We start from the raw sequence: 18,798 nt of genomic DNA on the forward strand, positions 1-18,798 counted from the left end.
TCACGGCGCAGGCACTCCCAGGCGTTCCCACAGTACCGGCGGGCACTGGTACAGCATTTCCTTGCTGGCCGCGTCCACCGCGACCTGGATGGTCATCGCGCGGGTCAGCACCTGGCCGCTTTCCGCATCGAGAATCTCGTACTCGATCTTCAGCCGGTTCTCCCATTCCACGATGCGCGCGACCACGCGCAGCGCCTGGTTGAACAGCAGCGGGCGCACGTACTTCACCCGCGCATCGACCACCGGCCACAGGTAGCCCGATTCGAGCATCTGCGGGTAGTCGTAGTCGTAGCGGCCGAGCAGCGCGCAGCGCGCGATCTCGAAGTACTTGAAGTAGTTGCCATGCCAGACCACGTTCATCGGATCGCAGTCATGGAAGGCGGGGGTCAGGGTGATTTCCCCGACCAGTTCCGTGTGTTCATTCACCGGCATACAGTTCCCAGCGTTGCGCGCGGATCTCCACCAGCAGTTCCCGCAGTTCGCGATCCAGCGCGCGGTCTTCTTCGACCAGGGCGATGCGCTGCCCCAGGTCGGCGTACATGTCGGCCAGACTGCCATGCAGCTGCGCATTCAGGCCAACCCGCTCGCGCAGGGCCAAGCCCTGGCGCGCGGCAATCAGCATCGCGGCCACCACCTGCTCGGTCAGTTCGATCACACGCAGGCAGTCGCGCGCGGCGATGGTGCCCATGCTGACCTTGTCCTGGTTGTGGCATTCGGTGGAACGCGAGAATACCGAGGCCGGCATGGTCTGCTTCAGCGCTTCGGCGGTCCAGGCCGACACGCTGATCTGCAGTGCCTTCAGGCCATGGTTGATCGCCGCGCGCGGGCCGGTGGCCGCCGACAGATTGGCCGGCAGGCCATGGTTGTAGCGGGCATCGACCACCAGTGCCAGCTGCCGGTCGAGCAGATCGGCAACATTGGCCACGGTGTTCTTCAGGGTGTCCATCGCCAGCGCGATGTGGCCGCCGTAGAAGTGGCCACCGTGCAGGATGCGCTCGCCGTCGGCGTCGATCAGCGGATTGTCGTTTGCGCTGTTCAGCTCGGTCTCGATCAGCTGGCGCAGGAACGGCAGGCTGTCCTCCAGCACGCCGATCACGTGCGGTGCGCAGCGCAGCGAGTAACGGTCCTGCAGGCGCTGTTCATTGCGCGGCGGACGCTCGCTGTGCAGGTCGCTGCGCAGGCGCGCGGCGATGCGGCCCTGGCCCGGGTGCGGCTTGGCCGCGAACAGGGTCTGGTCGAAGTGGTGCGCGTTGCCGTCGCTGGCCAGTACGTTGAACGCGGTCAGGCGCGTAGCCATGCGGGCCAGGTAATCGGCACGCTGCCAGGCCAGGCAGGCCAGGCCGGTCATCACCGCGGTGCCGTTCATGATCGCCAGGCCTTCCTTCGGCCGCAGCTTCAGCGGGGTCATGCCGATCTTCGCCAGCACCGGGCCGGCCGGCTGCACCTGGCCTTCGAACAGTACCTCGCGCTCACCGCACAGCACCGCCGCCACGTACGACAGCGGGGTCAGGTCACCACTGGCACCCACCGAGCCTTCGGCCGGAATCATCGGCAGCACGTCGTGCTGCAGCAGCGTGGCCAGGCCTTCCAGCAGCGGCACGCTGACGCCGGACATGCCGCGCACCAGCGAGGCCAGGCGCGCCGCCAGCACCGCGCGGGTTTCAACCGGGTCCAGGTAACGGCCCAGGCCGCAGCCGTGATAGGTGTACAGATGGTGCGGCAGCTCAGCCACCAGTGCCGGCGGGATGTTCACCGTGCACGAGTCGCCATAGCCGGTGGTCACGCCGTAGATCACGCCATCCTCGCGCAGCAGGCGGTCGAGGAAATCGGCGCCGCGCTGGATGTGCGCGCGGAACGCCGGCGCGTCGCTCAGTGCGGCCTCGCACTGGCGCTGGGCCAGGGCCGCCACGTCTTCGATGGTCAACGGTGCATCGCCAAAGCGGCACACGGGTACGGCGTCAGTCGTCATGCGGAGCCTGATCCCAGAAGGGGAAGAAATTGAACCAGTCCAACGGGGACTGGATGACCTGGAGTTCCAGCCAACGCGCGAAGCGCTGTGCCTGTTCGGCCAGTGCCGCGTCGCGCGAGCCACGGGGCAGCACGATGCGTTCGGCGAACTGTTCGAATGCCACGCTATAGCCTTCGCCCTGGTGCAGGCAGGCCATGGTGTAGACCGGGCAGCCCAGCGCTGCGGCCAGCACATAGGCACCGATCGGGAACGGGGCGCGATGGCCGAGAAAATCGGCGGTGACGCTGCGGCCGCCCTGCACAGGCGTGCGGTCGCCAACAATGGCGACGAAGCCACCGGCCGCCACGCGCTCGGCCAGCATCATCGCGGTGGCCGCTCCCATTTCGGTCACCTGCACCAGTTCTACCGCCGCCAGCGGGTCGAGCCGCTGCAGCAGGCGGTTGAAGCGCTGCGCATGTGCGGTATGCACCAGCACGGTGATGCGGAAACCCGGCACCTGCTCGGCCAGCACCTGGCACAGTTCCAGGCAGCCGATGTGTGCGGTCAGGATCAGCCCGCCTTCACGGCGCGCGATCTTCTGCAGCACCAGGTCGCGATGCAGGTGGATGCGTTCGGCCGGATAGCGCCCGCCCAGTCCGAGGATCTTGTCCAGCATCGTGTCGGCGAAGGCGAAGAAGTGGCGCAGGCTGTCGCGCCGGGTCGGCGCGCGGCCCAGCACACCGCTGTGTGCCTGCAGGCGCTGCAGGTACTGCATCGAGGCCTGGCGGCCAACACGGTTGCCCAGCCAATGGCAGGCCACCACCGGCCACACGCACAGGCGGAACGGCCAGCGCCCGAACCAGCGGTGCACCCAGCACAGGAACAGCACGCCGGCCACCGACGTCGATTCGCCGATGTCGGCCCAGTGCGGGGCGCCCTGCGCGGCCGCCATCTCAGCACTGCCCCCGCAGGCGGCGCCACAGCAGGCGCGGTGCGCGCCAGAGCATGCCGAAGAACAGGCGGGTGTGCATGCGGCTGATACGCACGTTGTCGCGCCACACATCGAAGTGCGATACGCCATCGGCGGGATAGGTCACACGCGTGGCCAGGTGTTCGACCGGCACCTGCCGCCAGTACAGGCGAACCATCACTTCAGTATCGAAATCCATGCGTCGGCCGATGGTCTCTTCATCGACCAGGCGCAGCACCGGCGGCAGTGGATACACGCGGAAGCCGCACATGGTGTCGCGCAGGTGCAGCGACAGCGTGTTGATCCAGACCCAGACGTGGGTCGCATAGCGGCCATACAGGCGCGCCTTGGGAACACTGGCGTCGTAGGCCGGAATGCCGCAGATCACCGCACCCGGGTGCGCACGCGCCGCCTTGATGAAGCGCGGCAGGTCGGCGGTATCGTGCTGGCCGTCGGCGTCGATCTGCAGCACGTGGCTGTGGCCACGCGCGGCGGCTTCGGCAAAACCGGCCAGCATCGCACCACCCTTGCCCTGGTTGATGTCCAGGCGCAGCAGGTCGACGCCATGGCGCTGCGCCAGCGAGCGCAGCACCGCCGCGCACGCCTCATGCGAGCCATCGTCGACCAGCAGGCACGGAAGGCCGGCGGCCTGCACACCGTCGACCACCGCCGCGATGGCGTGCTCGTGGTCGTAGACGGGGATCACCACCAGTGGCGCGAACGCGGCACCGGCAACGGCCGGATCAGTCCGCATCGGCGAAGACCACCTTGCCGCTGGCGTGCACACCGTGGCTGGAGGTGTAGCGGAAGGCCAGCACATTGCGTGTGGCATCCCAGTCCAGCTGCAGGGTCAGCTCATCACCCGGGCGTGCCACGTGCTGGAACTTCACCGCATCCATGCGCAGGAATCCGGCCGGCATGCTGAACACCTGGCGGCCAAAACGCACGGCCCAGTCCAGCTGCGCCACGCCGGGCAGGATCGCCGCCTGCGGGAAGTGGCCCTGGAACGGCCGCAGCGCCGGGTCGAGGGTCATGCGCAGGGTGGCGCTGGCGGCATCGCGGCGGTCCCAGACCGGCACCGGCATCAGCGGCTGGAACAGCGCCGCCAGTGCCGCCTAGGTGACCTTGCCCTGTGCGTTGATTGGCAGCGCCTGCACCAAGCGCCAGCGGCGCGGCCGGGTGACCGCGTCATGTGCCTGTGCCAGGCGCGCGCCAAGGCGCTGGCCCAGCGCACGGCGCGCGACGTCACCGCCTTCCAGCAGCGCCGGATCGGCCGGTACCACCACGGCTGCCAGCTGCTCACGCTGTCCTGGCAGGACCAGCACGCGCACGTCGTCCACTTCGGCGTCTTCGCGCAGCGCGCGTTCGAGCGCATCCAGCGAAACGCGGCGCTCTTCGATCTTGACGATACGGTCGGCACGGCCCAGCAGGCGGAAGCGGCCATCGGTCAAGGCTTCCACGCGGTCCTGGGTGCGCCACCAGTCGAGGGTTTCCAGATGCGCCGAGGCGACGGCCAGGCAGCCATCCTCGATGCGCCACCGCACACCCGGCAGCGGCTGCCACGGCGGCAGGTCGGTGTCCCAGCGGCGCCAGGCGATACCACCGGTCTCGCTGCTGCCGTAAACCTCGGTCGGTGCCACGCCCAGCCACTGCCGTACTTGGCGTGCAGCTTCTTCCGGCAGTGGGCCACCGGAGGAGAACACCGCGCGCAGGCGGCCGTGCAGGCTGGCCCAGTCGAGCTGCTCAGGCAGGCGCTTGAGGTGGGCTGGCGTCGCCACCAGCACCGTGTCGGTACCAGCCAGCGCGCCTACTAGGTCTTCGTGGAAGAACCGGCGCGGATGGATCAGGCGGCCGGCGGCCAGCGGCCACAGCACGCGGAACAGCAGGCCGTAGATGTGCTGGTGGGACACCGTGCCATGCACCTGCACGCCTTCCAGCTGCGCGCCGAACGCAGCCTGCAGCGCATCCACTTCGCGCGCCAGCTGGTCCATGCGCTTGTTGATCGCACTGGGCTGGCCGGTGCTGCCGGAGGTGAACACGCACAGCTCGCAGGCGCGCTCGTCCAGCACCTGCAGTTCGCCGTCCACGCCAACGGCGGGGGCAACCAGCGGTCGGTAGTCGGCGGAAACATCACCGGCGAAACCGCTCACCTGTGGCTGCAGCGCCTGCAGCGTGGCCGGCAGGTTGTCGGCGGCCAGGAACACCCGCTTGCCGGCATGCCAGGCACCGAACAGCGCCGCCGCGAAGGCCACCGCGTCATCGAAGTACAGCGCCCAGTCGCGACCATCGGCGGCGGCAAAGGCCGCGCGCCAGGCCAGCACCCGCTGGCGGAAGTGGGGGTGATCGATCACCTCGCCTTCGCAGAGGCCGATGCGGCGCTGCGGCTGCGGGTCCACCAGCAGCCGGTCCAGGGCGATCCACTCAGCCATGCGCGTGCGCCGCCTTGACCCGCCGCCGCACCAGCCACTCACCTGCAAACAACACGCCCATCATCACGTACGCCAACAATCCGTTGTAGAGCATCCAGACCCGGTCCGACGCGTAAAGCGCGGTCAGCAGGGCCAGGCTGCCGTTGAGAACGAAGAAGCCACACCACACCTGGGTAACGCGGCGGGTATAGGCCACCGCGAACGCCGGCAGGTCCGGCTCCTGCAACCGCGCCAGGCGTTCCACCAGCGGCGGGCCGAAGCGCAGGCTGGTGCCGAACACCGCCAGCATCACCACGTTCACCAACGCCGGGTACAGCTTCAGCGGCAGGGCCTGGTTGAGCACGGTGGCCAGCACGGCCAGCAGGCCGGTACCCGCGGCAGCGGCCCACCACAGCGGCTGGCGCGTACTCAGCGCACGCAGCAGGGCCAGGGTGAACAGCAGCAGCGACAGCCAGCGTGGCTCGAAACGGCCCATCGCCAGGTACACCAGCACCGGGTAGGCCAGCGAAATCGCAGCCACCACGAACGTGCGTGCGCGTGCCATGGCGGAGCCGCCGGCGCTGCGGTCAGGCGGCTGCCTGGTCCGGCAGCAGCCCGTGCACGACATCGACGATGTCCTGTACGGTGCGCACGGCCTTGAACGCTTCCGGCTGCAGGTTGCGGCCAAGCAGCGGCTTGAGCTGCACGATCAGGTCGACCGCATCGATGCTGTCGATATCCAGGTCGTCGTACAGGCGGGCCTCGGGGGTGATCCGGGCGGTTTCGATCTCGAAGCTGTCGGTCAGGATGCTGACGATGCGTTCGAACAGTTCATTCTTGGTCATGGCAATTCCTGGCGCCGTTACGACTGGCGGGCGGCGACGAACTCGCCGAGCGCGCGCACGCTGGAGAAATGGCGACGGGTTTCTTCCGAGTCGGCCGAGAGGCTGACACCGTACTTCTTCTGCAGCGCCAGGCCCAGCTCCAGCGCGTCGATCGAATCCAGGCCAAGGCCTTCGACGAACAACGGCGCGGTCGGATCGATGTCCTCCGGCGTGATGTCCTCCAGCGAAAGGGAGGAAATGATCAATTCCTTGATCTCGTGCTCAAGTGCTTGCACGGGGCGGCTCTCCAGACAGGTCGAAATAACGAGAAAGGTGCTCGGTAACGCGGCGTGCCGCCAAGGCATCCCCCCTTGGCGAGTCGTCTTCGGCCAGGAAAGGCGCGATCGGGATATCTTCGCCGATCTGCAGCCGAACGTGAAAGCGACGTGAGGGGACACGATACCACTTCTGCCCCTTGGTCAGGGTCGGGGGGGTACAGGTGATCCGCACCGGGGTGATGTCCAGCCGGCCACGCACGGCGATGTTGGCCGCGCCGCGCTGCAGCCGCGGCGGCTGCCCGGGCACGCTGCGGGTGCCTTCCGGGAAGATGACCAGGGTGCCGCCGGCCTGCACCGCCGCTACGCAATCGTCCACCAGGCCAGCGCCGTCATCGTTGGAGATGTAGCCGGCCGCGCGCACCGGACCACGCATGAACGGGTTGCAGGCCACGGCCCGCTTGACCACGCAATCGGCGTTGGGCAGCAACGAAATCAGGCAGACCACGTCGATCAGGGTCGGGTGATTGGCCAGGACCAGCAAACCGTCGCGCTGCAGGCGTTCCCGGCCTTCGATCTGCAGGGTCATCACCCCCAGCCGGCACATCAGCCGGACATGGCTGGCAAAGGCGGCCTGGACCACGCGCCGGGCGCGCCGGCGACGGGCCACCGGGTCCCGCATCAGCAGCAGCACCGGCATCACCAGGACGCCGAGCAGCAGCCCGCCGAGGCCAAACGCAGCAAAGCTCAGGCCGGTGCCGAACACCCGCCAGGCGTGATCGAGGCGGCGCAGCAGCTCACTCACGGCGGCCCCAGCGCCAGCGCTGGCCGTGGGCCACGTGCTCCAGCGCCGACGCGCCGGACAACAGGAAGCGGTGCAGGTCCAGCGCATGCGGCAGCAAGCCCGGCGCAGAAGTGGCCTGTTCTTCGGCCGGCTGCCACTGCAGAGAAAGCGTCGGGTGGCCCGCGGCGGGCGCGGTCAACCGCCAGCACCACGCAAAGAACGGGTCGGGTTCGTCGGCGAACGTCGCGTAAATTTCAGGAAGCGGAGATTCGTAGACCACCACCCGCACCTCGCGGGCGCCATCAGCCAGCAGGCCAACGGCCTCCAGGCACGCGGCCTCGACCGTGGCCTGGCCGGCAGCCAATGCCAGGTAGTTGCCGCGATGGCCGCGGGCGATGGAATACAGCGCGGCGATCGCGTTGTGCACCGACAGGCCGAATCCAGTGGGCGACAACGGCTGGTCGCCGACCAGCGCACCCAACAGGTCCATCGAACGTGCGACGTCGCCATGGCGGCTGGCGAACACCAGCGGCACGTCGCTGTCGGCCCCCTGCCCATCCTCGCACCAGCACGCGGCCTGGATCGCCATGCGGCCCAACCGCTCGATACGACGGCGTTGCATTGCCGGAACCTCCGCCAATGCCGGCGTATCCCCGCCATGCGGCAGGTACGGCGCATCGGCCCAGCCCAGCCACTGGCTACGCTCGCTCAGGCCGGGCGCCCACGCGGCCCAGTCGACGATGGAGAATTCAATCATTTAGCGTTGGTGCTTCAACGGGAGAACGATAGGCACGAGCCATTACGGCGACGCGCGGCGGCCCCCATTCCTGCAGCCGCGCGTCCGTCCAGGACGTCGCCGGCTGCCCCCCTGGCCGCCGGAAAGGAGCGCACGCTAGCACGTCCCGCGCAGGGTGTGCAGGTTTCACATTCCCCAACGCGGGGCCCGGCAACGGCCGGCCCCGCCTTCAATCGATCAGTGGTAACCGGTGTCGGCGTGCACCTTGCCGCGGAATACCCGATAGGACCAGGCCGTATAGCCCAGGATGACCGGCAACAGAATGACCAGCCCCACCAGCGTGAAGCCCAGCGAGGAGGCCGGCGCGGCGGCCTGCCACAGCGTCATCGACGGCGGCAGCAGGTACGGCCACATGCCCAGCACCAAGCCGAGGAAGCCGAGCACGAACAGCGCCAGGCTGAGCAGGAACGGCGGCAGGTCACGGCGTGGATGGGTGGCGCTGCGCCACAGCGCGGCCGCCACTGCCAGGGTCAGCAGCGGTACCGGCGACAGCCACCAGAAGTTGCCGTCGCTGAACCAACGCGCCATCAACCGCGAGTCGAGGAACGGCAGCCAGCTGCTGACCAGGCCCATCGCCGCGATCACCGCCACCACCAGCGGCCGGGTCATCTGTCGCGCCAGCGCCTGCACGCGCCCTCCGGTCTTCAGGATCAGCCAGGTGCTGCCCAGCAACGCGTAGCCGGCCACCAGCGCGGCGCCGGTAAGCATCGCGAACGGACTGAACCAGGCGAACGGTCCGCCCTGATAGACACCGTCCACCAGCGGGATGCCCTGCACCAGGGTGCCGAGGATCACGCCCTGGGCGAAGGTCGCCAGCAGTGAGCCAAGGCCGAACGCCACGCTCCACAGCCGGCGTGATCGATGCGCCTTGAAGCGGAACTCGAAGGCGACGCCGCGGAACACCAGCGCCACCACCAGCAGCAGCACCGGCAGGTACAACGCCGACAGCAGCACCGCATACGCCTTCGGGAAGGCCGCCAGCAGCCCGGCACCGCCCAGCACCAGCCAGGTCTCGTTGCCGTCCCAGATCGGCGCGGCGGTGTTCATCATCAGGTCCAGCTGTTCCTCGTCCTCGGCGAACGGAGCGAGGATGCCGATGCCGAGCACGAAGCCGTCCAGCACCACGTACATCAGTACGCCGAAACCGATCACCGCGAACCATGCCACCGGCAGCCAAGTCATCAGGTCCATGTCAGCGCTCCTCCAGCGGTTCGTCGGCCGCCGACAACGGGCGCGCCGGGGTATGGCTGCCGTGGTCCAGCGATGGTCCTTCGGCATGCGGCTGCGGTCCATGACGCAGGATCTTCACCAGGTACCAGATGCCCCAGCCGAACACGAACGCGTAGCCGACCACGTAAACGCCCAGCGACAGCGCGGTCATCCATGCACTCTGCGGGCCGACCGCATCAGCGGTGCGCAGCACGCCATACACCACCCACGGCTGGCGGCCCATCTCGGTGACGAACCAACCCGACAGCAGCGCGATGAAGCCGCTGGGCAGCATCCAGTTCCAGCCGCGCAGCAGCCATGGCGAATCCAGCAGCTTCCTCCGCCACAACTGGAAGGCCGACACCCAGGCCAGCAGCAGCATCAGCGTGCCCAGCCCAACCATGATGCGGAAGGCGAAGAACACCGGCGTCACCGGCGGCCGTTCACTGGCCGGTACCGAGGTCAGCGGATCGAAGGTGCCGTCCAGGCTGTGGGTGAGGATCACGCTGCCCAGCTTCGGGATGGCCACCTCGAAATCGTTGCGCTCTTCCTTTTCGTTGGGCAGCGCGAACACCACCAGGGGTACGCCCTCGCCCTCCTTCGTTTCATGCCAGTGCGCTTCCATCGCCGCGATCTTCATCGGCTGGTGCTTGAGCGTGTTCAGGCCATGCATGTCGCCGACGAAGATCTGCACCGGCACGGTCAGCGCCGCGAACGCCACCGCCGCGATCAGCATGCGTCGGCCCGCTTCCACATGCGTTCCCCTGCGCAGGTACCACGCACCCACGCCACCGATCACGAAACAGGTGGTGATGAACGAGCCCAGCGCCATGTGCGCCAGCCGGTACGGGAACGAGGGGTTGAACACCACCTGCCACCAGTCCACAGGATGCACGATGCCGTTGACCATCTCGTAGCCGGCCGGCGTATGCAGCCAGCTGTTGGACGACAGGATCCAGAACGTGGAGAACAGCGTGCCCAGCGCTACCATGCAGGTGGACAGGAAATGCAGGCGCGGCGAGACCCGGCCCCAACCGAACATCATCACGCCAAGGAAGCTGGCTTCCAGGAAGAACGCGGTCAGCACTTCGTAGGTCAGCAGCGGGCCGATGACCGTGCCGGCCACCTCGCTCAGCCGCGGCCAGTTGGTGCCGAACTGGAAGGCCATGACGATGCCGCTGACCACGCCCATGCCGAACGACACTGCGAAGATCTTCTGCCAGAAGAAATACAGCTCGCGCCACACCGGCAACTTCGTGCGCAGCCAGCGCCACTCGATGAAGGCCAACCAGCTGGCCGTACCGATGGTGAAGGCGGGGAACAGCACGTGGAAACTGATGACGAATCCGAACTGGATCCGGGACAACAACAACGCGTCCAAGGGACGCCTCCTGCCTGCGACCGGTGGGATACCGGACCACTTTAGGAGGATTTCGTCAAGGTGGGATGCGACCGGGTGACGCGCTGCTTCACTTTGTCGCAGGGCGGCGTGAAGGCCGCCGGACACGGCCCAGCGCTACCGATTGTCCGCTCCGGTAGCTGCCAACCTTGGTTGGCACACGCACCCAGGCACCGACTACGGTCGGCATCCAACCACCGCGATTGGAGCGACCCATCGCCCGGCAGGCGCCTCAGTGCCAGAAATACCAGGCCGCTGCAGCCAGCAGTGCGCCAAACAACAGCACCTGCACCACCACATAGCCCACACCGCTGTCGCGCGACTCGGCGGCAATGCGCTTCTGCAGCGCCTCGCTCACATCCGGCACGTCTTCCTGCTGCGCTGGCTCACGCAACGCCTGTGCCAGCGCGCGCGCTTCCGCATCGCGGGGATCGGTCGGTGGGTTCACAGCAGTTCTCCGGCGGTGGCGTGCCGCGTCAGTTCCTGTTTCAGGACCTGGCGTGCGCGGAACAGGTGGCTCTTGATGGTACCGCGTGCCAGCCCGGTCACCTGTTCGATCTCGGCCAGATCGAAATCTTCCAGATAATGAAGCCCGACGATCAGCCGCTGCGGCGCACTCAGCCGTTCCAGTGCTGCGCCCAGCTGGCGCCCGGCCTGCAATACCTCACTCAGTTCCGCCGGGCCCGGGCCTTCATCACCGATGCCAAGTTCTTCCGGCACCTCCACCGCTACCATCCATTGCGCTTCCAGGCGTCGCCGTCGCAGGTGCTGCAACGCGGTGGTGTAGGCCACCCGCGAAACCCAGGTACGCAACGAAGATTCAAATCGGAACCGGTGCAACTGACGGAACACCGCCAGGAAGGTTTCCTGCAGCAGGTCGGCCACCTGGTCGCGGTCGCCGACCATGCGACCGATCACGTGCGCGCAGGTACGCTGATACGCCTGCACCAGCTGCGCGAACGCCGGTTGCGAACCATCGATGATGGCGCGGACCAGGGCGCGGTCGTCATCCGCGTCGGGTATGGGCCCGGGGGCGACGTCGCGGCGACGCCCCCGCAATGCAGCCAGTGCTCCACCCAGCAGACTCATGCGCGGGGCGTCCCCTGTGCCCGTGGCATGCCTGCCTCAGCCCTTGCGCGTGGCGGGGCGGGTGAAGTGCCAGGCCAGCAGCTGGCCGAGGCCGGCACTGCCGACCATCGCGGCGGCGGCGCCGAAGGTCAGTTCGCGTGCACCGATCGCCTCCAGCAGGCCCATTGCCACGGCCAGGCTGACCAGGCTGATGCCCCAGCGCAGCGCGCCCTGGCGGCGGCGTTCTTCTTCCAGCACGGCCAATGAGCGGATCACTTCCTCCGGCACGTGCGGGGCCACCAGCTTGCTGCGCGCGCGGGCATCGGCAATGGCGTGGATCGCGTAGGCGATGCAGATGAAGAGGGTGATCGGAATCAGTTCCTGCATGGTCGGGCTCCTGTTCGGTGGATGATGCGGGTTCAGGAGAATGGATGCGCGACCACGGCCACCGGTTGCAGGATTTTGCCGATTCCGCTGCCATGACCTGTGGCCCCTGCCCCGGGCCCTTGCGGCTGCTACGCTTGCCCGGTTTCCTCTTCTGGTGCCGTCCGCCCATGTCCCGAGTGCTGCCCCTGTCCCTCCTGCTGTCGGCCGTGCTGGCCGCACCGGCTGCGCATGCCGCGCCGACGCCGATCACCATCGAACAGGCCATGGCCGACCCGGACTGGATCGGTCCGCCGGTCGAGAAGGCCTGGTGGTCGTGGAACAGCCAGCAGGTGGAATACCAGCTCAAGCGCAACGGCAGCCCGGTGCGCGATACCTTCCGCCAGCCGCTGGCCGGTGGCGTGGCCGCGCAGGTGGCCGATGACCAGCGCGGCACCTTGGACGTGGCCGAGCCGGTCTACGACCGCAGCCGCAGCCGCAGCGCCTTCGTGCGCAATGGCGACGTGTTCGTGCGCGACCTGCGCAGCGGCGCGCTGACCCAGCTGACCCGCAGCAACGAGCGCGCGGGCAACGTGAACTTCGCCGCCGACAACGGCGTGATCTGGCGGGTCGGCCAGAACTGGTTCCACTGGACCGCCGCCAGCGGCGTGCAGCAGGTGGCCAGCCTGAAGGCCGAGAAGGATCCCCGCACGCCGCCGAAGGCCGACGTGCTGCGCGACCAGCAGCTGCGCACGCTGGAGACCCTGCGCCGCGACCGTGACCAGCGCGAAGCCCTGAAGGACCAGGACCAGCGCTGGCGCCAGGCCGACCCGACCCGCGCACCGGGCCCGGTGTACCTGGGCGCCGACGTGGAGATCGGTGACAGCGTGCTGTCGCCCGACCTGACCCACCTGATCGTGGTGACCAAGCCTAAGGACTTCGATGACGGCCGCGGCGGCAAGATGCCGCTGTATGTGACCGAGTCGGGCTACGAGGAAACCGAGGACACGCGCACCCGCGTCGGCCGCAACGGCTTCGAACCGCACACCCTGTGGTACGTGGACGTGCGCACCGGCAAGGCCGAGAAGGTCTCGCTGGCCGGCCTGCCGGGCATCAGCACCGACCCGCTGGCCGAACTGCGCCGCAAGGCCGGCAAGGACGCGCTGAAGGGCGAGCGCAGCGTGCAGGTGATGAGTGACTTCATGGGCGGCGGCATCCGCTGGAGCGCCGACGGCCAGCAGGCCGCGGTGATGCTGCGTGCCAACGACAACAAGGACCGCTGGATCATCAGCGTCAACGCCGCCGACGGCCGCGTGCAGAACCGCCACCGCCTGACCGACAACGCCTGGATCAACTGGGGCTTCAACGATTTCGGCTGGATGGCCGATGGCCGCACGCTGTGGCTGCTGTCCGAGGAATCCGGCTTCTCGCACCTGTACACCCAGGCCGGTACCGCCAAGCCGCAGGCGCTGACCAGCGGCAAGTGGGAAACCTCGGCGCCGGTGCCGTCGGCCGATGGCAAGGGCTTCTACTTCCTGTGCAACCAGCAGGCCCCGCATGACTACGAAGTCTGCGCGGTCGATACCGGCACCCGCCAGGTGCGCGAGCTGACCAGCCTCAATGGCGTGGAAGACTTCTCGCTGTCGCCGGACGGCCAGCAGCTGCTGGTGCGCTACTCCGGTGCCTACCTGCCGCCGCAGCTGGCCGTGCTGCCCAGCGCCGGTGGCCAGGCCCGTGTTCTGACCGACACCCGCACCGCCGACTACAAGGCACGCCAGTGGATCCAGCCGAAGCTGGTGGCGGTGCCGTCCAAGCACGGTGCCGGCGTGGTCTGGGCCAAGTACTACGAACCGGAAAACAAGGAACCGGGGAAGAAGTACCCGATCGTGATGTTCGTGCACGGCGCCGGCTACCTGCAGAACGTGCACCAGCGCTACCCGGCCTACTTCCGCGAGCAGATGTTCCACAACCTGCTGGTGCAGAAGGGCTACATCGTGCTGGACATGGATTACCGCGGCAGCGAGGGCTACGGCCGCGACTGGCGCACGGCGATCTACCGCAACATGGGCCACCCGGAACTGGAAGACTACAAGGACGGCCTGGACTGGCTGGTCGACACCCAGCAGGGTGACCGCGACCACGCCGGCATCTACGGCGGTTCCTACGGCGGCTTCATGACCTTCATGGCGCTGTTCCGCTCGCCGGGCACCTTCAAGGCCGGCGCCGCGCTGCGCCCGGTGGTCGACTGGCACCAATACAACCACGGCTACACCAGCAACATCCTCAACACCCCGGACATCGATCCGGAGGCGTACCGCGTGTCCTCGCCGATCGAGTACGCGCAGAACCTGCAGGACAACCTGCTGATCGCCCACGGCATGATGGATGACAACGTGTTCTTCCAGGACTCTGTGAACCTGACCCAGCGCCTGATCGAACTGCACAAGGACAACTGGTCGATCGCACCGTACCCGCTGGAGCGCCACGGCTACGTCCGCGCCGATTCCTGGCTGGACCAGTACAAGCGCATCCTCAAGCTGTTCGAGCAGAACCTGAAGTGAGCAACGCCGCAGCCACGATCCGCATCGTGGCTGCGGTCATCCTGGATGACCGCGGCCAGGCGCTGGTGGTGCGCAAGCACGGCGCCAATCGCTTCATCCAGCCCGGTGGCAAGCCCGACCCCGGCGAGACGCCACTGCAGGCACTGGCCCGCGAACTGGACGAGGAACTCGGTGTGCAGCTGCGCGCCGGGGCTGCCATCGCGCTGGGCACGTTCGAGGACTGGGCGGTGAATGAGCCCGGCCACCGCGTGCAGGCACAGGCGTGGTGGGTACAGGTGGACGGCACGCCACGGGCGCGCGCCGAGATCGCCGAACTGGCCTGGGTGCCGCTGCAGCCGCCGCATGGCCTGCCCTTGGCACCGCTGAGCGAACACCATATCCTGCCGGCCGTCGCCACCCGGGTGACGGCCCGCTGACCGCGTGGGCACCGATTGCAGGGACACCGGATGTCAGTGCCGCTTCCACCCCCCTCGTTGCAGCCTTCGCCCTACCACGCGTGGATTCGGCCGCTGGTCCAGGCCTCCTTCTGGCTGTCCGCACTGCTGACCGGCTACTTCGTACTGCAGGGGCTGCTGGTATGGCCACTGCACGACGTTCCACTCTGGCAACTGCTGGCCGGTGAAGTACAGCATCGGCAGATGCACAGCCTGACCTGGCTGCTGGCACACCCTGTGGGTGCCTCGATGATCGCCGCACTGCTCTGCCTGCTCTCGGCCGTGGCCAGCCGGGGCCTGCTGCGGGAGCGCCGCTGGGGCCTGTGGAGCTTCGTGGTGATGCTGCTGTTGAGCGCGCTGGCCAATTTCGCGATCACCTGGTGGCTGGACGTGTTCATGCGCGACATGATCGTGCTGCTTGCCGACGATCCGGACATGCAGCAATCGCTGCAGCCGCGGCGCTGGATGATGACCTTGACCCTGCTCGGCACGTCGGTCCTGTTCCTCGGCCTGCAGGGCTGGCTGGCCTGGCGCCTGCTGCGGCAGGATATCCGCTCGCGTTTCCACTGAGCCCCATCCCTTTCCCGCACGACAAGGACCGTCGCATGCGCTTGCTGGCTCTTCTCCCTGCACTACTGATGTTCGCCGCACTGCCTGTAGCCGCCGACGCGTTGCACTGCGGCGAGTACCGCAGTGCCGATGGCGGCATGGCGCTGGTGTTCACCACCCCCAGCACCGGCTACCGCCACAACGACGTCAGCGAGCCGCAGCCGCTGTGGGTTGATCGCAGTGCGGCGCAGACGCGCCTGGTCATGCTCGACGATGGCGTGGCAGAGCCGATCCGGATCAGTGCAGACGGGCAACGCATCAAAGACGATGTGCCGTTGGTCTACACCCTGCGCCAGCCCCGCACCTGCGCCGCCGAGCCCAGGGCGATTGCCGGCAGCTGCCGTGCCGCTGGCAGCCACTGCATCGCGCAGCTGCCCACCGCTTCACCGGGCCAGGCCCAGCGCGCCTGCAGCGAAGGCGTTGGCGCGGGCTGCTCGGCGCTGTTGCGACAACTGCGCGATGGCGTAACTGCGGCCGGAAACGATGACACCGGCCCCGCGCGCTTTGAACGCCCGCCCGTCTGCCGCGAACACACACCCGGACATGACCCGCAGGCCTGCGAGGCGCTGACCCACGATGCGCTGGCTGCCGCCATGCAGCGGGTAAGCGAACGCCTGCAAAGGGAAGACGAAGACACGCTGGATCCGCCGCTGCCGGCCACTGCACGCGAACGTCTGCAGCAGCTGTGCCTGCAGCACCGTGGTGGCCGCTTCTGCGTGGAAGCGGCCGAACAGCAGTTGAACGCACTGGAGCCTGCGTTGGCGGTGCAGGCCCTGCAGGTGGTCTGCGATGCTGGGCGCGTCAGCGCCTGCGAACGTGTCGCACCGCTGCGCGATCTCCGCGCCGAGCTGCGCCTGGTGCCGGCCCAGCAGGTGCCCTGCGGTCGCTATCAGGCCGATGGAGGCGTGATCGACATGCTCGACTTCGGCGATGGCACGCGTGGCCGCTTGCATGATGGCGCCATCCACCTGCAGCAGAACGGTGAACCCCTTGTCCTGCGCCAGCTCGGCAATGGCGACCTGCTCGGCATGGATGCGCAGACGGGATATCAGCGTTACCAGCCGGTGCCCGGCACGGCACAATGCACACCCCCGCGCGAGGGCCGCGGTTCGCCGTAGCGCCTGGAGCTTCCCGTTCGATCGTCAAGGAGACGACATGCATTCACCCGCACCGCGCCGCCGATGGCTGGCCTGGGCGCTGCTGCTGGCCACGCCGATGGCCGCCGCACAGTCACCGCAATGCGGCCTGTTCAAGGCCGATGAAGGCAGCGGTACGTTGCGCATCAGCTCGCCGAACCGCGGCGAGCAGAAGCATTTCGGCAGTGCACCGACGCCGGTCGCCTTCCAGCAGATCGACGGCAAGCTGCAGCTGGTGAACCTGGAATACGGCCTGCCCAGCGCGCTGCAGGTGCGCGATCGTGGCCGGACGGTCGAGGTCGATGGCACGGTCTACATCCTGCAGGCCTCCGCACAGTGCGCCGCAACCGCCGCGCCGGCTGAAGGCAGCTGCCTGGCCGATGCGGCGGCGTGCCTGGACAACCGTCGCGAAGCGGACCCGGCCGCTCTGGAAGCGGCGTGCCGGGAGGGCGTGCCCGGCATGTGCCTGCAACTGGCTGATCGTTGGCACGAGGAGGCCATGCCTACGGTCGAGGCCGATCCCGCTCTGGCAAAGGCGGCGCTTGACGCCGCCTTGTCCGGCATCAAGCTCCCCGCCGCCTGTGACGACGGTGGCTTCGAACAGGGAACCCCGGCGTGTGCCGCCGCACTCGAGGCCGCCCCCGCAGTGCAGGAGCAGCTGGTCAAGGCGGCGATGACGGCAGCCATGACCGAAGCCGTGGTGACGATGACAGCGCCGACCGCGCCGGTGATCATTCCGGCCGAGCGGCGCCAGCAGTTGTTGCAGCTGTGCCGCGAGGTATCCCATGGCGGCTTCTGCACCCGCGTGGCTGAACTGTCCTGGGAGGCAGGAGACCACTTGCAGGCGGTGCAGGCCCTGGCTGCGGCCTGCACACCCGGCAACGACACCGCCAGCTGCGAACGCCTGCCTGCGCTGCAGGCGGTGGGTGCATCGTTGCAACCGCAGCCGGCAACGGCCCTGCCCTGTGGCAACTACCGGGCCGACGGCGGCCTGATGGACACGCTGGACTTCGGTGACAACGGCCTGGTCGGCGTTGGCTGGAGCAGCCATCTTCGCGCGCGCGTCGAAGCGGGCGACATCCGCATCCGCCACGACAGGGATGGCGACTTCGTGCTGCGCCCGCTGCCAGGCGGCCAGTTGCTGGGCATGGACAGTTGGACCCGCTTCCAGGTGTTCACCCCCACCGGGGAGGGTCCGACCCGCTGCAGCGCACCGAAGCGGTACACGGTGCTGCCACTGCCGCAGGATTGCCCGCTGGCGCTGGCCAACGAGGACGGTGCCGAAGCCTGCTGTGCGCAGGGCAAGCTGCAGGGCTGCAACATTCTCGGCAACCGTCTTGCGCTGTCCGGGCACTGGCTGCAGGCCGCAGAGCACTACACCACGGTCTGCCGCGCCGGTGTCCGCGAGGGTTGCGAGAATCTGGTCACCGCACAGGGCAATGGTGCGGACGTGGACGCGCGTCGCATCCTGGAACAGCTGTGCAAGGCCGACCGCAGCGGCCTGCATGTGGCCTGCGACGTACTCGGAACGCAGAACTGGGAGCTGATCACGCTGGGCGGCGCCCTGCAGAAGTCGGTTGACGAGACGGCGGTGGACGACACTCCGGCACCGCGCAACTCCAACCGCAAGCGCTGAGCCGGCCAGGGCCTGTCCGCAGCTTCGGGCGGGCCCTGATTGTCGTGATCGACACACCTCGGGCGGGTTGTTCCCACCAGCGTGCAAGGGTTTCCGACGGAAATCACTGCTGCGTCCGAGCGGCTCCCTATCATGGATTTCACTGGAACTGGCCGGCATGCCCAGGTCATCGCCCAATGCGGGCTCCAGTATCTCCACTCATGCTGGGAAGGCGAAATGCCGCTAGATGCTCCGCGCTTGCTTGCCTGGTCGCCCGTGACCGGTGCCCTTCTGCTGTTCCTTTCCTTCCCAACCTTGGCAACCGGGGTCGCGTGTGGCGTCTTCAGTGACGAGTACGGAAGCTCGAAGCTTGTTGTCGAGGCACCGGATAGAGGACAT

The 18,798-nt window shown here is 67.9% G+C and carries 21 protein-coding genes; 5 read left to right on the forward strand and 16 right to left on the reverse strand.

Annotation, left to right across the window (positions count from 1 at the left end; translation table 11 throughout):
- The 16 genes from QRO91_RS06525 to QRO91_RS06600 form a co-directional block, all read right to left on the reverse strand.
- Complete coding sequence (locus QRO91_RS06525; RefSeq protein WP_049431721.1) at positions 1–432, reverse strand: thioesterase family protein; 432 nt, start codon at positions 430–432, stop codon at positions 1–3.
- The gene (gene hutH / locus QRO91_RS06530; protein ID WP_049431688.1) at positions 419–1,969 is read right to left on the reverse strand and encodes a histidine ammonia-lyase; all 1,551 of its coding nucleotides are present in this window, start codon (positions 1,967–1,969) and stop codon (positions 419–421) included. The genes QRO91_RS06525 and hutH overlap by 14 nt, the downstream gene beginning before the upstream one ends.
- On the reverse strand, positions 1,959–2,900 hold the full coding sequence (locus QRO91_RS06535; RefSeq protein ID WP_049431683.1) for an acyltransferase: 942 nt from the start codon (positions 2,898–2,900) through the stop codon (positions 1,959–1,961). The genes hutH and QRO91_RS06535 overlap by 11 nt, the downstream gene beginning before the upstream one ends.
- A 1-nt stretch (position 2,901) precedes the next feature.
- Positions 2,902–3,672, reverse strand: a complete 771-nt coding sequence (locus QRO91_RS06540; RefSeq protein WP_049431681.1) for a glycosyltransferase family 2 protein — start codon at positions 3,670–3,672, stop codon at positions 2,902–2,904.
- Positions 3,662–4,003, reverse strand: coding sequence for an acyl-CoA synthetase (locus QRO91_RS06545; protein ID WP_285310317.1), 342 nt, complete (start codon positions 4,001–4,003; stop codon positions 3,662–3,664). Before QRO91_RS06545 ends, QRO91_RS06540 begins: the two co-directional genes overlap by 11 nt.
- A 30-nt stretch (positions 4,004–4,033) precedes the next feature.
- Entirely contained in the window at positions 4,034–5,347 is a 1,314-nt protein-coding gene (locus tag QRO91_RS06550) for an AMP-binding protein (protein ID WP_285310318.1), read from the reverse strand.
- Positions 5,340–5,891 (reverse strand): membrane protein, encoded by a 552-nt coding sequence (locus QRO91_RS06555; protein ID WP_049431675.1) that lies wholly within the window; start codon positions 5,889–5,891, stop codon positions 5,340–5,342. Before QRO91_RS06555 ends, QRO91_RS06550 begins: the two co-directional genes overlap by 8 nt.
- A 22-nt stretch (positions 5,892–5,913) precedes the next feature.
- Complete coding sequence (locus QRO91_RS06560; RefSeq protein WP_005411609.1) at positions 5,914–6,171, reverse strand: acyl carrier protein; 258 nt, start codon at positions 6,169–6,171, stop codon at positions 5,914–5,916.
- Positions 6,172–6,188: 17 nt separating this feature from the next.
- A complete protein-coding gene (locus QRO91_RS06565) occupies positions 6,189–6,446 on the reverse strand; it encodes a phosphopantetheine-binding protein (RefSeq protein WP_005411610.1) in 258 nt (85 codons plus the stop codon).
- On the reverse strand, positions 6,433–7,230 hold the full coding sequence (locus QRO91_RS06570) for a 1-acyl-sn-glycerol-3-phosphate acyltransferase (protein WP_049431672.1): 798 nt from the start codon (positions 7,228–7,230) through the stop codon (positions 6,433–6,435). The genes QRO91_RS06565 and QRO91_RS06570 overlap by 14 nt, the downstream gene beginning before the upstream one ends.
- Positions 7,223–7,966: a beta-ketoacyl synthase chain length factor gene (locus QRO91_RS06575; protein WP_049431668.1), complete on the reverse strand. Its 744-nt coding sequence runs from the start codon at positions 7,964–7,966 to the stop codon at positions 7,223–7,225. Before QRO91_RS06575 ends, QRO91_RS06570 begins: the two co-directional genes overlap by 8 nt.
- Positions 7,967–8,182: 216 nt before the next feature.
- Positions 8,183–9,196, reverse strand: a complete 1,014-nt coding sequence (gene cydB / locus QRO91_RS06580; RefSeq protein ID WP_049431664.1) for a cytochrome d ubiquinol oxidase subunit II — start codon at positions 9,194–9,196, stop codon at positions 8,183–8,185.
- 1 nt (position 9,197) lies between these two features.
- A complete protein-coding gene (locus QRO91_RS06585) occupies positions 9,198–10,595 on the reverse strand; it encodes a cytochrome ubiquinol oxidase subunit I (RefSeq protein ID WP_049431660.1) in 1,398 nt (465 codons plus the stop codon).
- A gap of 250 nt (positions 10,596–10,845) precedes the next feature.
- Entirely contained in the window at positions 10,846–11,061 is a 216-nt protein-coding gene (locus tag QRO91_RS06590) for a hypothetical protein (protein WP_049431658.1), read from the reverse strand.
- Positions 11,058–11,702: an RNA polymerase sigma factor gene (locus QRO91_RS06595; protein WP_049431655.1), complete on the reverse strand. Its 645-nt coding sequence runs from the start codon at positions 11,700–11,702 to the stop codon at positions 11,058–11,060. The genes QRO91_RS06590 and QRO91_RS06595 overlap by 4 nt, the downstream gene beginning before the upstream one ends.
- Before the next feature lie 36 nt (positions 11,703–11,738).
- A complete protein-coding gene (locus QRO91_RS06600) occupies positions 11,739–12,068 on the reverse strand; it encodes a hypothetical protein (protein WP_049431652.1) in 330 nt (109 codons plus the stop codon).
- Positions 12,069–12,235: 167 nt separating this feature from the next.
- Here QRO91_RS06600 and QRO91_RS06605 point away from each other — a divergent pair, with 167 nt between their 5' ends.
- From QRO91_RS06605 to QRO91_RS06625, 5 genes are read left to right on the forward strand one after another with little or no spacing between them, the layout of a single operon-like run.
- Positions 12,236–14,605, forward strand: a complete 2,370-nt coding sequence (locus tag QRO91_RS06605; RefSeq protein ID WP_197619357.1) for a S9 family peptidase — start codon at positions 12,236–12,238, stop codon at positions 14,603–14,605.
- Entirely contained in the window at positions 14,602–15,021 is a 420-nt protein-coding gene (locus tag QRO91_RS06610; RefSeq protein ID WP_049431645.1) for an NUDIX domain-containing protein, read from the forward strand. Before QRO91_RS06605 ends, QRO91_RS06610 begins: the two co-directional genes overlap by 4 nt.
- A 30-nt stretch (positions 15,022–15,051) precedes the next feature.
- On the forward strand, positions 15,052–15,609 hold the full coding sequence (locus QRO91_RS06615; protein ID WP_049431640.1) for a hypothetical protein: 558 nt from the start codon (positions 15,052–15,054) through the stop codon (positions 15,607–15,609).
- 35 nt (positions 15,610–15,644) lie between these two features.
- Positions 15,645–16,766, forward strand: a complete 1,122-nt coding sequence (locus QRO91_RS06620) for a hypothetical protein (RefSeq protein WP_100443722.1) — start codon at positions 15,645–15,647, stop codon at positions 16,764–16,766.
- Positions 16,767–16,803: 37 nt separating this feature from the next.
- Complete coding sequence (locus tag QRO91_RS06625) at positions 16,804–18,420, forward strand: hypothetical protein (RefSeq protein ID WP_049431637.1); 1,617 nt, start codon at positions 16,804–16,806, stop codon at positions 18,418–18,420.
- Positions 18,421–18,798: the final 378 nt, after the last annotated feature.

Origin of the sequence: Stenotrophomonas maltophilia group sp. Smal32 (genome assembly GCF_030237085.1) — a bacterium.
In the GTDB taxonomy this organism is placed as follows: domain Bacteria; phylum Pseudomonadota; class Gammaproteobacteria; order Xanthomonadales; family Xanthomonadaceae; genus Stenotrophomonas; species Stenotrophomonas maltophilia_Q.

Excerpts from the sequence above, each read along its gene's own strand:
- QRO91_RS06605 (WP_197619357.1), top strand. The coding sequence starts at position 12,236 with ATGTCCCGAGTGCTGCCCCTGTCCCTCCTGCTGTCGGCCGTGCTGGCC.
- QRO91_RS06525 (WP_049431721.1), bottom strand. The coding sequence starts at position 432 with ATGCCGGTGAATGAACACACGGAACTGGTCGGGGAAATCACCCTGACC.
- QRO91_RS06575 (WP_049431668.1), bottom strand. The coding sequence starts at position 7,966 with ATGATTGAATTCTCCATCGTCGACTGGGCCGCGTGGGCGCCCGGCCTG.
- QRO91_RS06555 (WP_049431675.1), bottom strand. The coding sequence starts at position 5,891 with ATGGCACGCGCACGCACGTTCGTGGTGGCTGCGATTTCGCTGGCCTAC.
- QRO91_RS06615 (WP_049431640.1), top strand. The coding sequence starts at position 15,052 with ATGTCAGTGCCGCTTCCACCCCCCTCGTTGCAGCCTTCGCCCTACCAC.
- QRO91_RS06595 (WP_049431655.1), bottom strand. The coding sequence starts at position 11,702 with ATGAGTCTGCTGGGTGGAGCACTGGCTGCATTGCGGGGGCGTCGCCGC.
- cydB (WP_049431664.1), bottom strand. The coding sequence starts at position 9,196 with ATGGACCTGATGACTTGGCTGCCGGTGGCATGGTTCGCGGTGATCGGT.
- hutH (WP_049431688.1), bottom strand. The coding sequence starts at position 1,969 with ATGACGACTGACGCCGTACCCGTGTGCCGCTTTGGCGATGCACCGTTG.
- QRO91_RS06540 (WP_049431681.1), bottom strand. The coding sequence starts at position 3,672 with ATGCGGACTGATCCGGCCGTTGCCGGTGCCGCGTTCGCGCCACTGGTG.
- QRO91_RS06545 (WP_285310317.1), bottom strand. The coding sequence starts at position 4,003 with ATGCCGGTGCCGGTCTGGGACCGCCGCGATGCCGCCAGCGCCACCCTG.
- QRO91_RS06535 (WP_049431683.1), bottom strand. The coding sequence starts at position 2,900 with ATGGCGGCCGCGCAGGGCGCCCCGCACTGGGCCGACATCGGCGAATCG.
- QRO91_RS06560 (WP_005411609.1), bottom strand. The coding sequence starts at position 6,171 with ATGACCAAGAATGAACTGTTCGAACGCATCGTCAGCATCCTGACCGAC.
- QRO91_RS06620 (WP_100443722.1), top strand. The coding sequence starts at position 15,645 with ATGCGCTTGCTGGCTCTTCTCCCTGCACTACTGATGTTCGCCGCACTG.
- QRO91_RS06550 (WP_285310318.1), bottom strand. The coding sequence starts at position 5,347 with ATGGCTGAGTGGATCGCCCTGGACCGGCTGCTGGTGGACCCGCAGCCG.
- QRO91_RS06625 (WP_049431637.1), top strand. The coding sequence starts at position 16,804 with ATGCATTCACCCGCACCGCGCCGCCGATGGCTGGCCTGGGCGCTGCTG.
- QRO91_RS06600 (WP_049431652.1), bottom strand. The coding sequence starts at position 12,068 with ATGCAGGAACTGATTCCGATCACCCTCTTCATCTGCATCGCCTACGCG.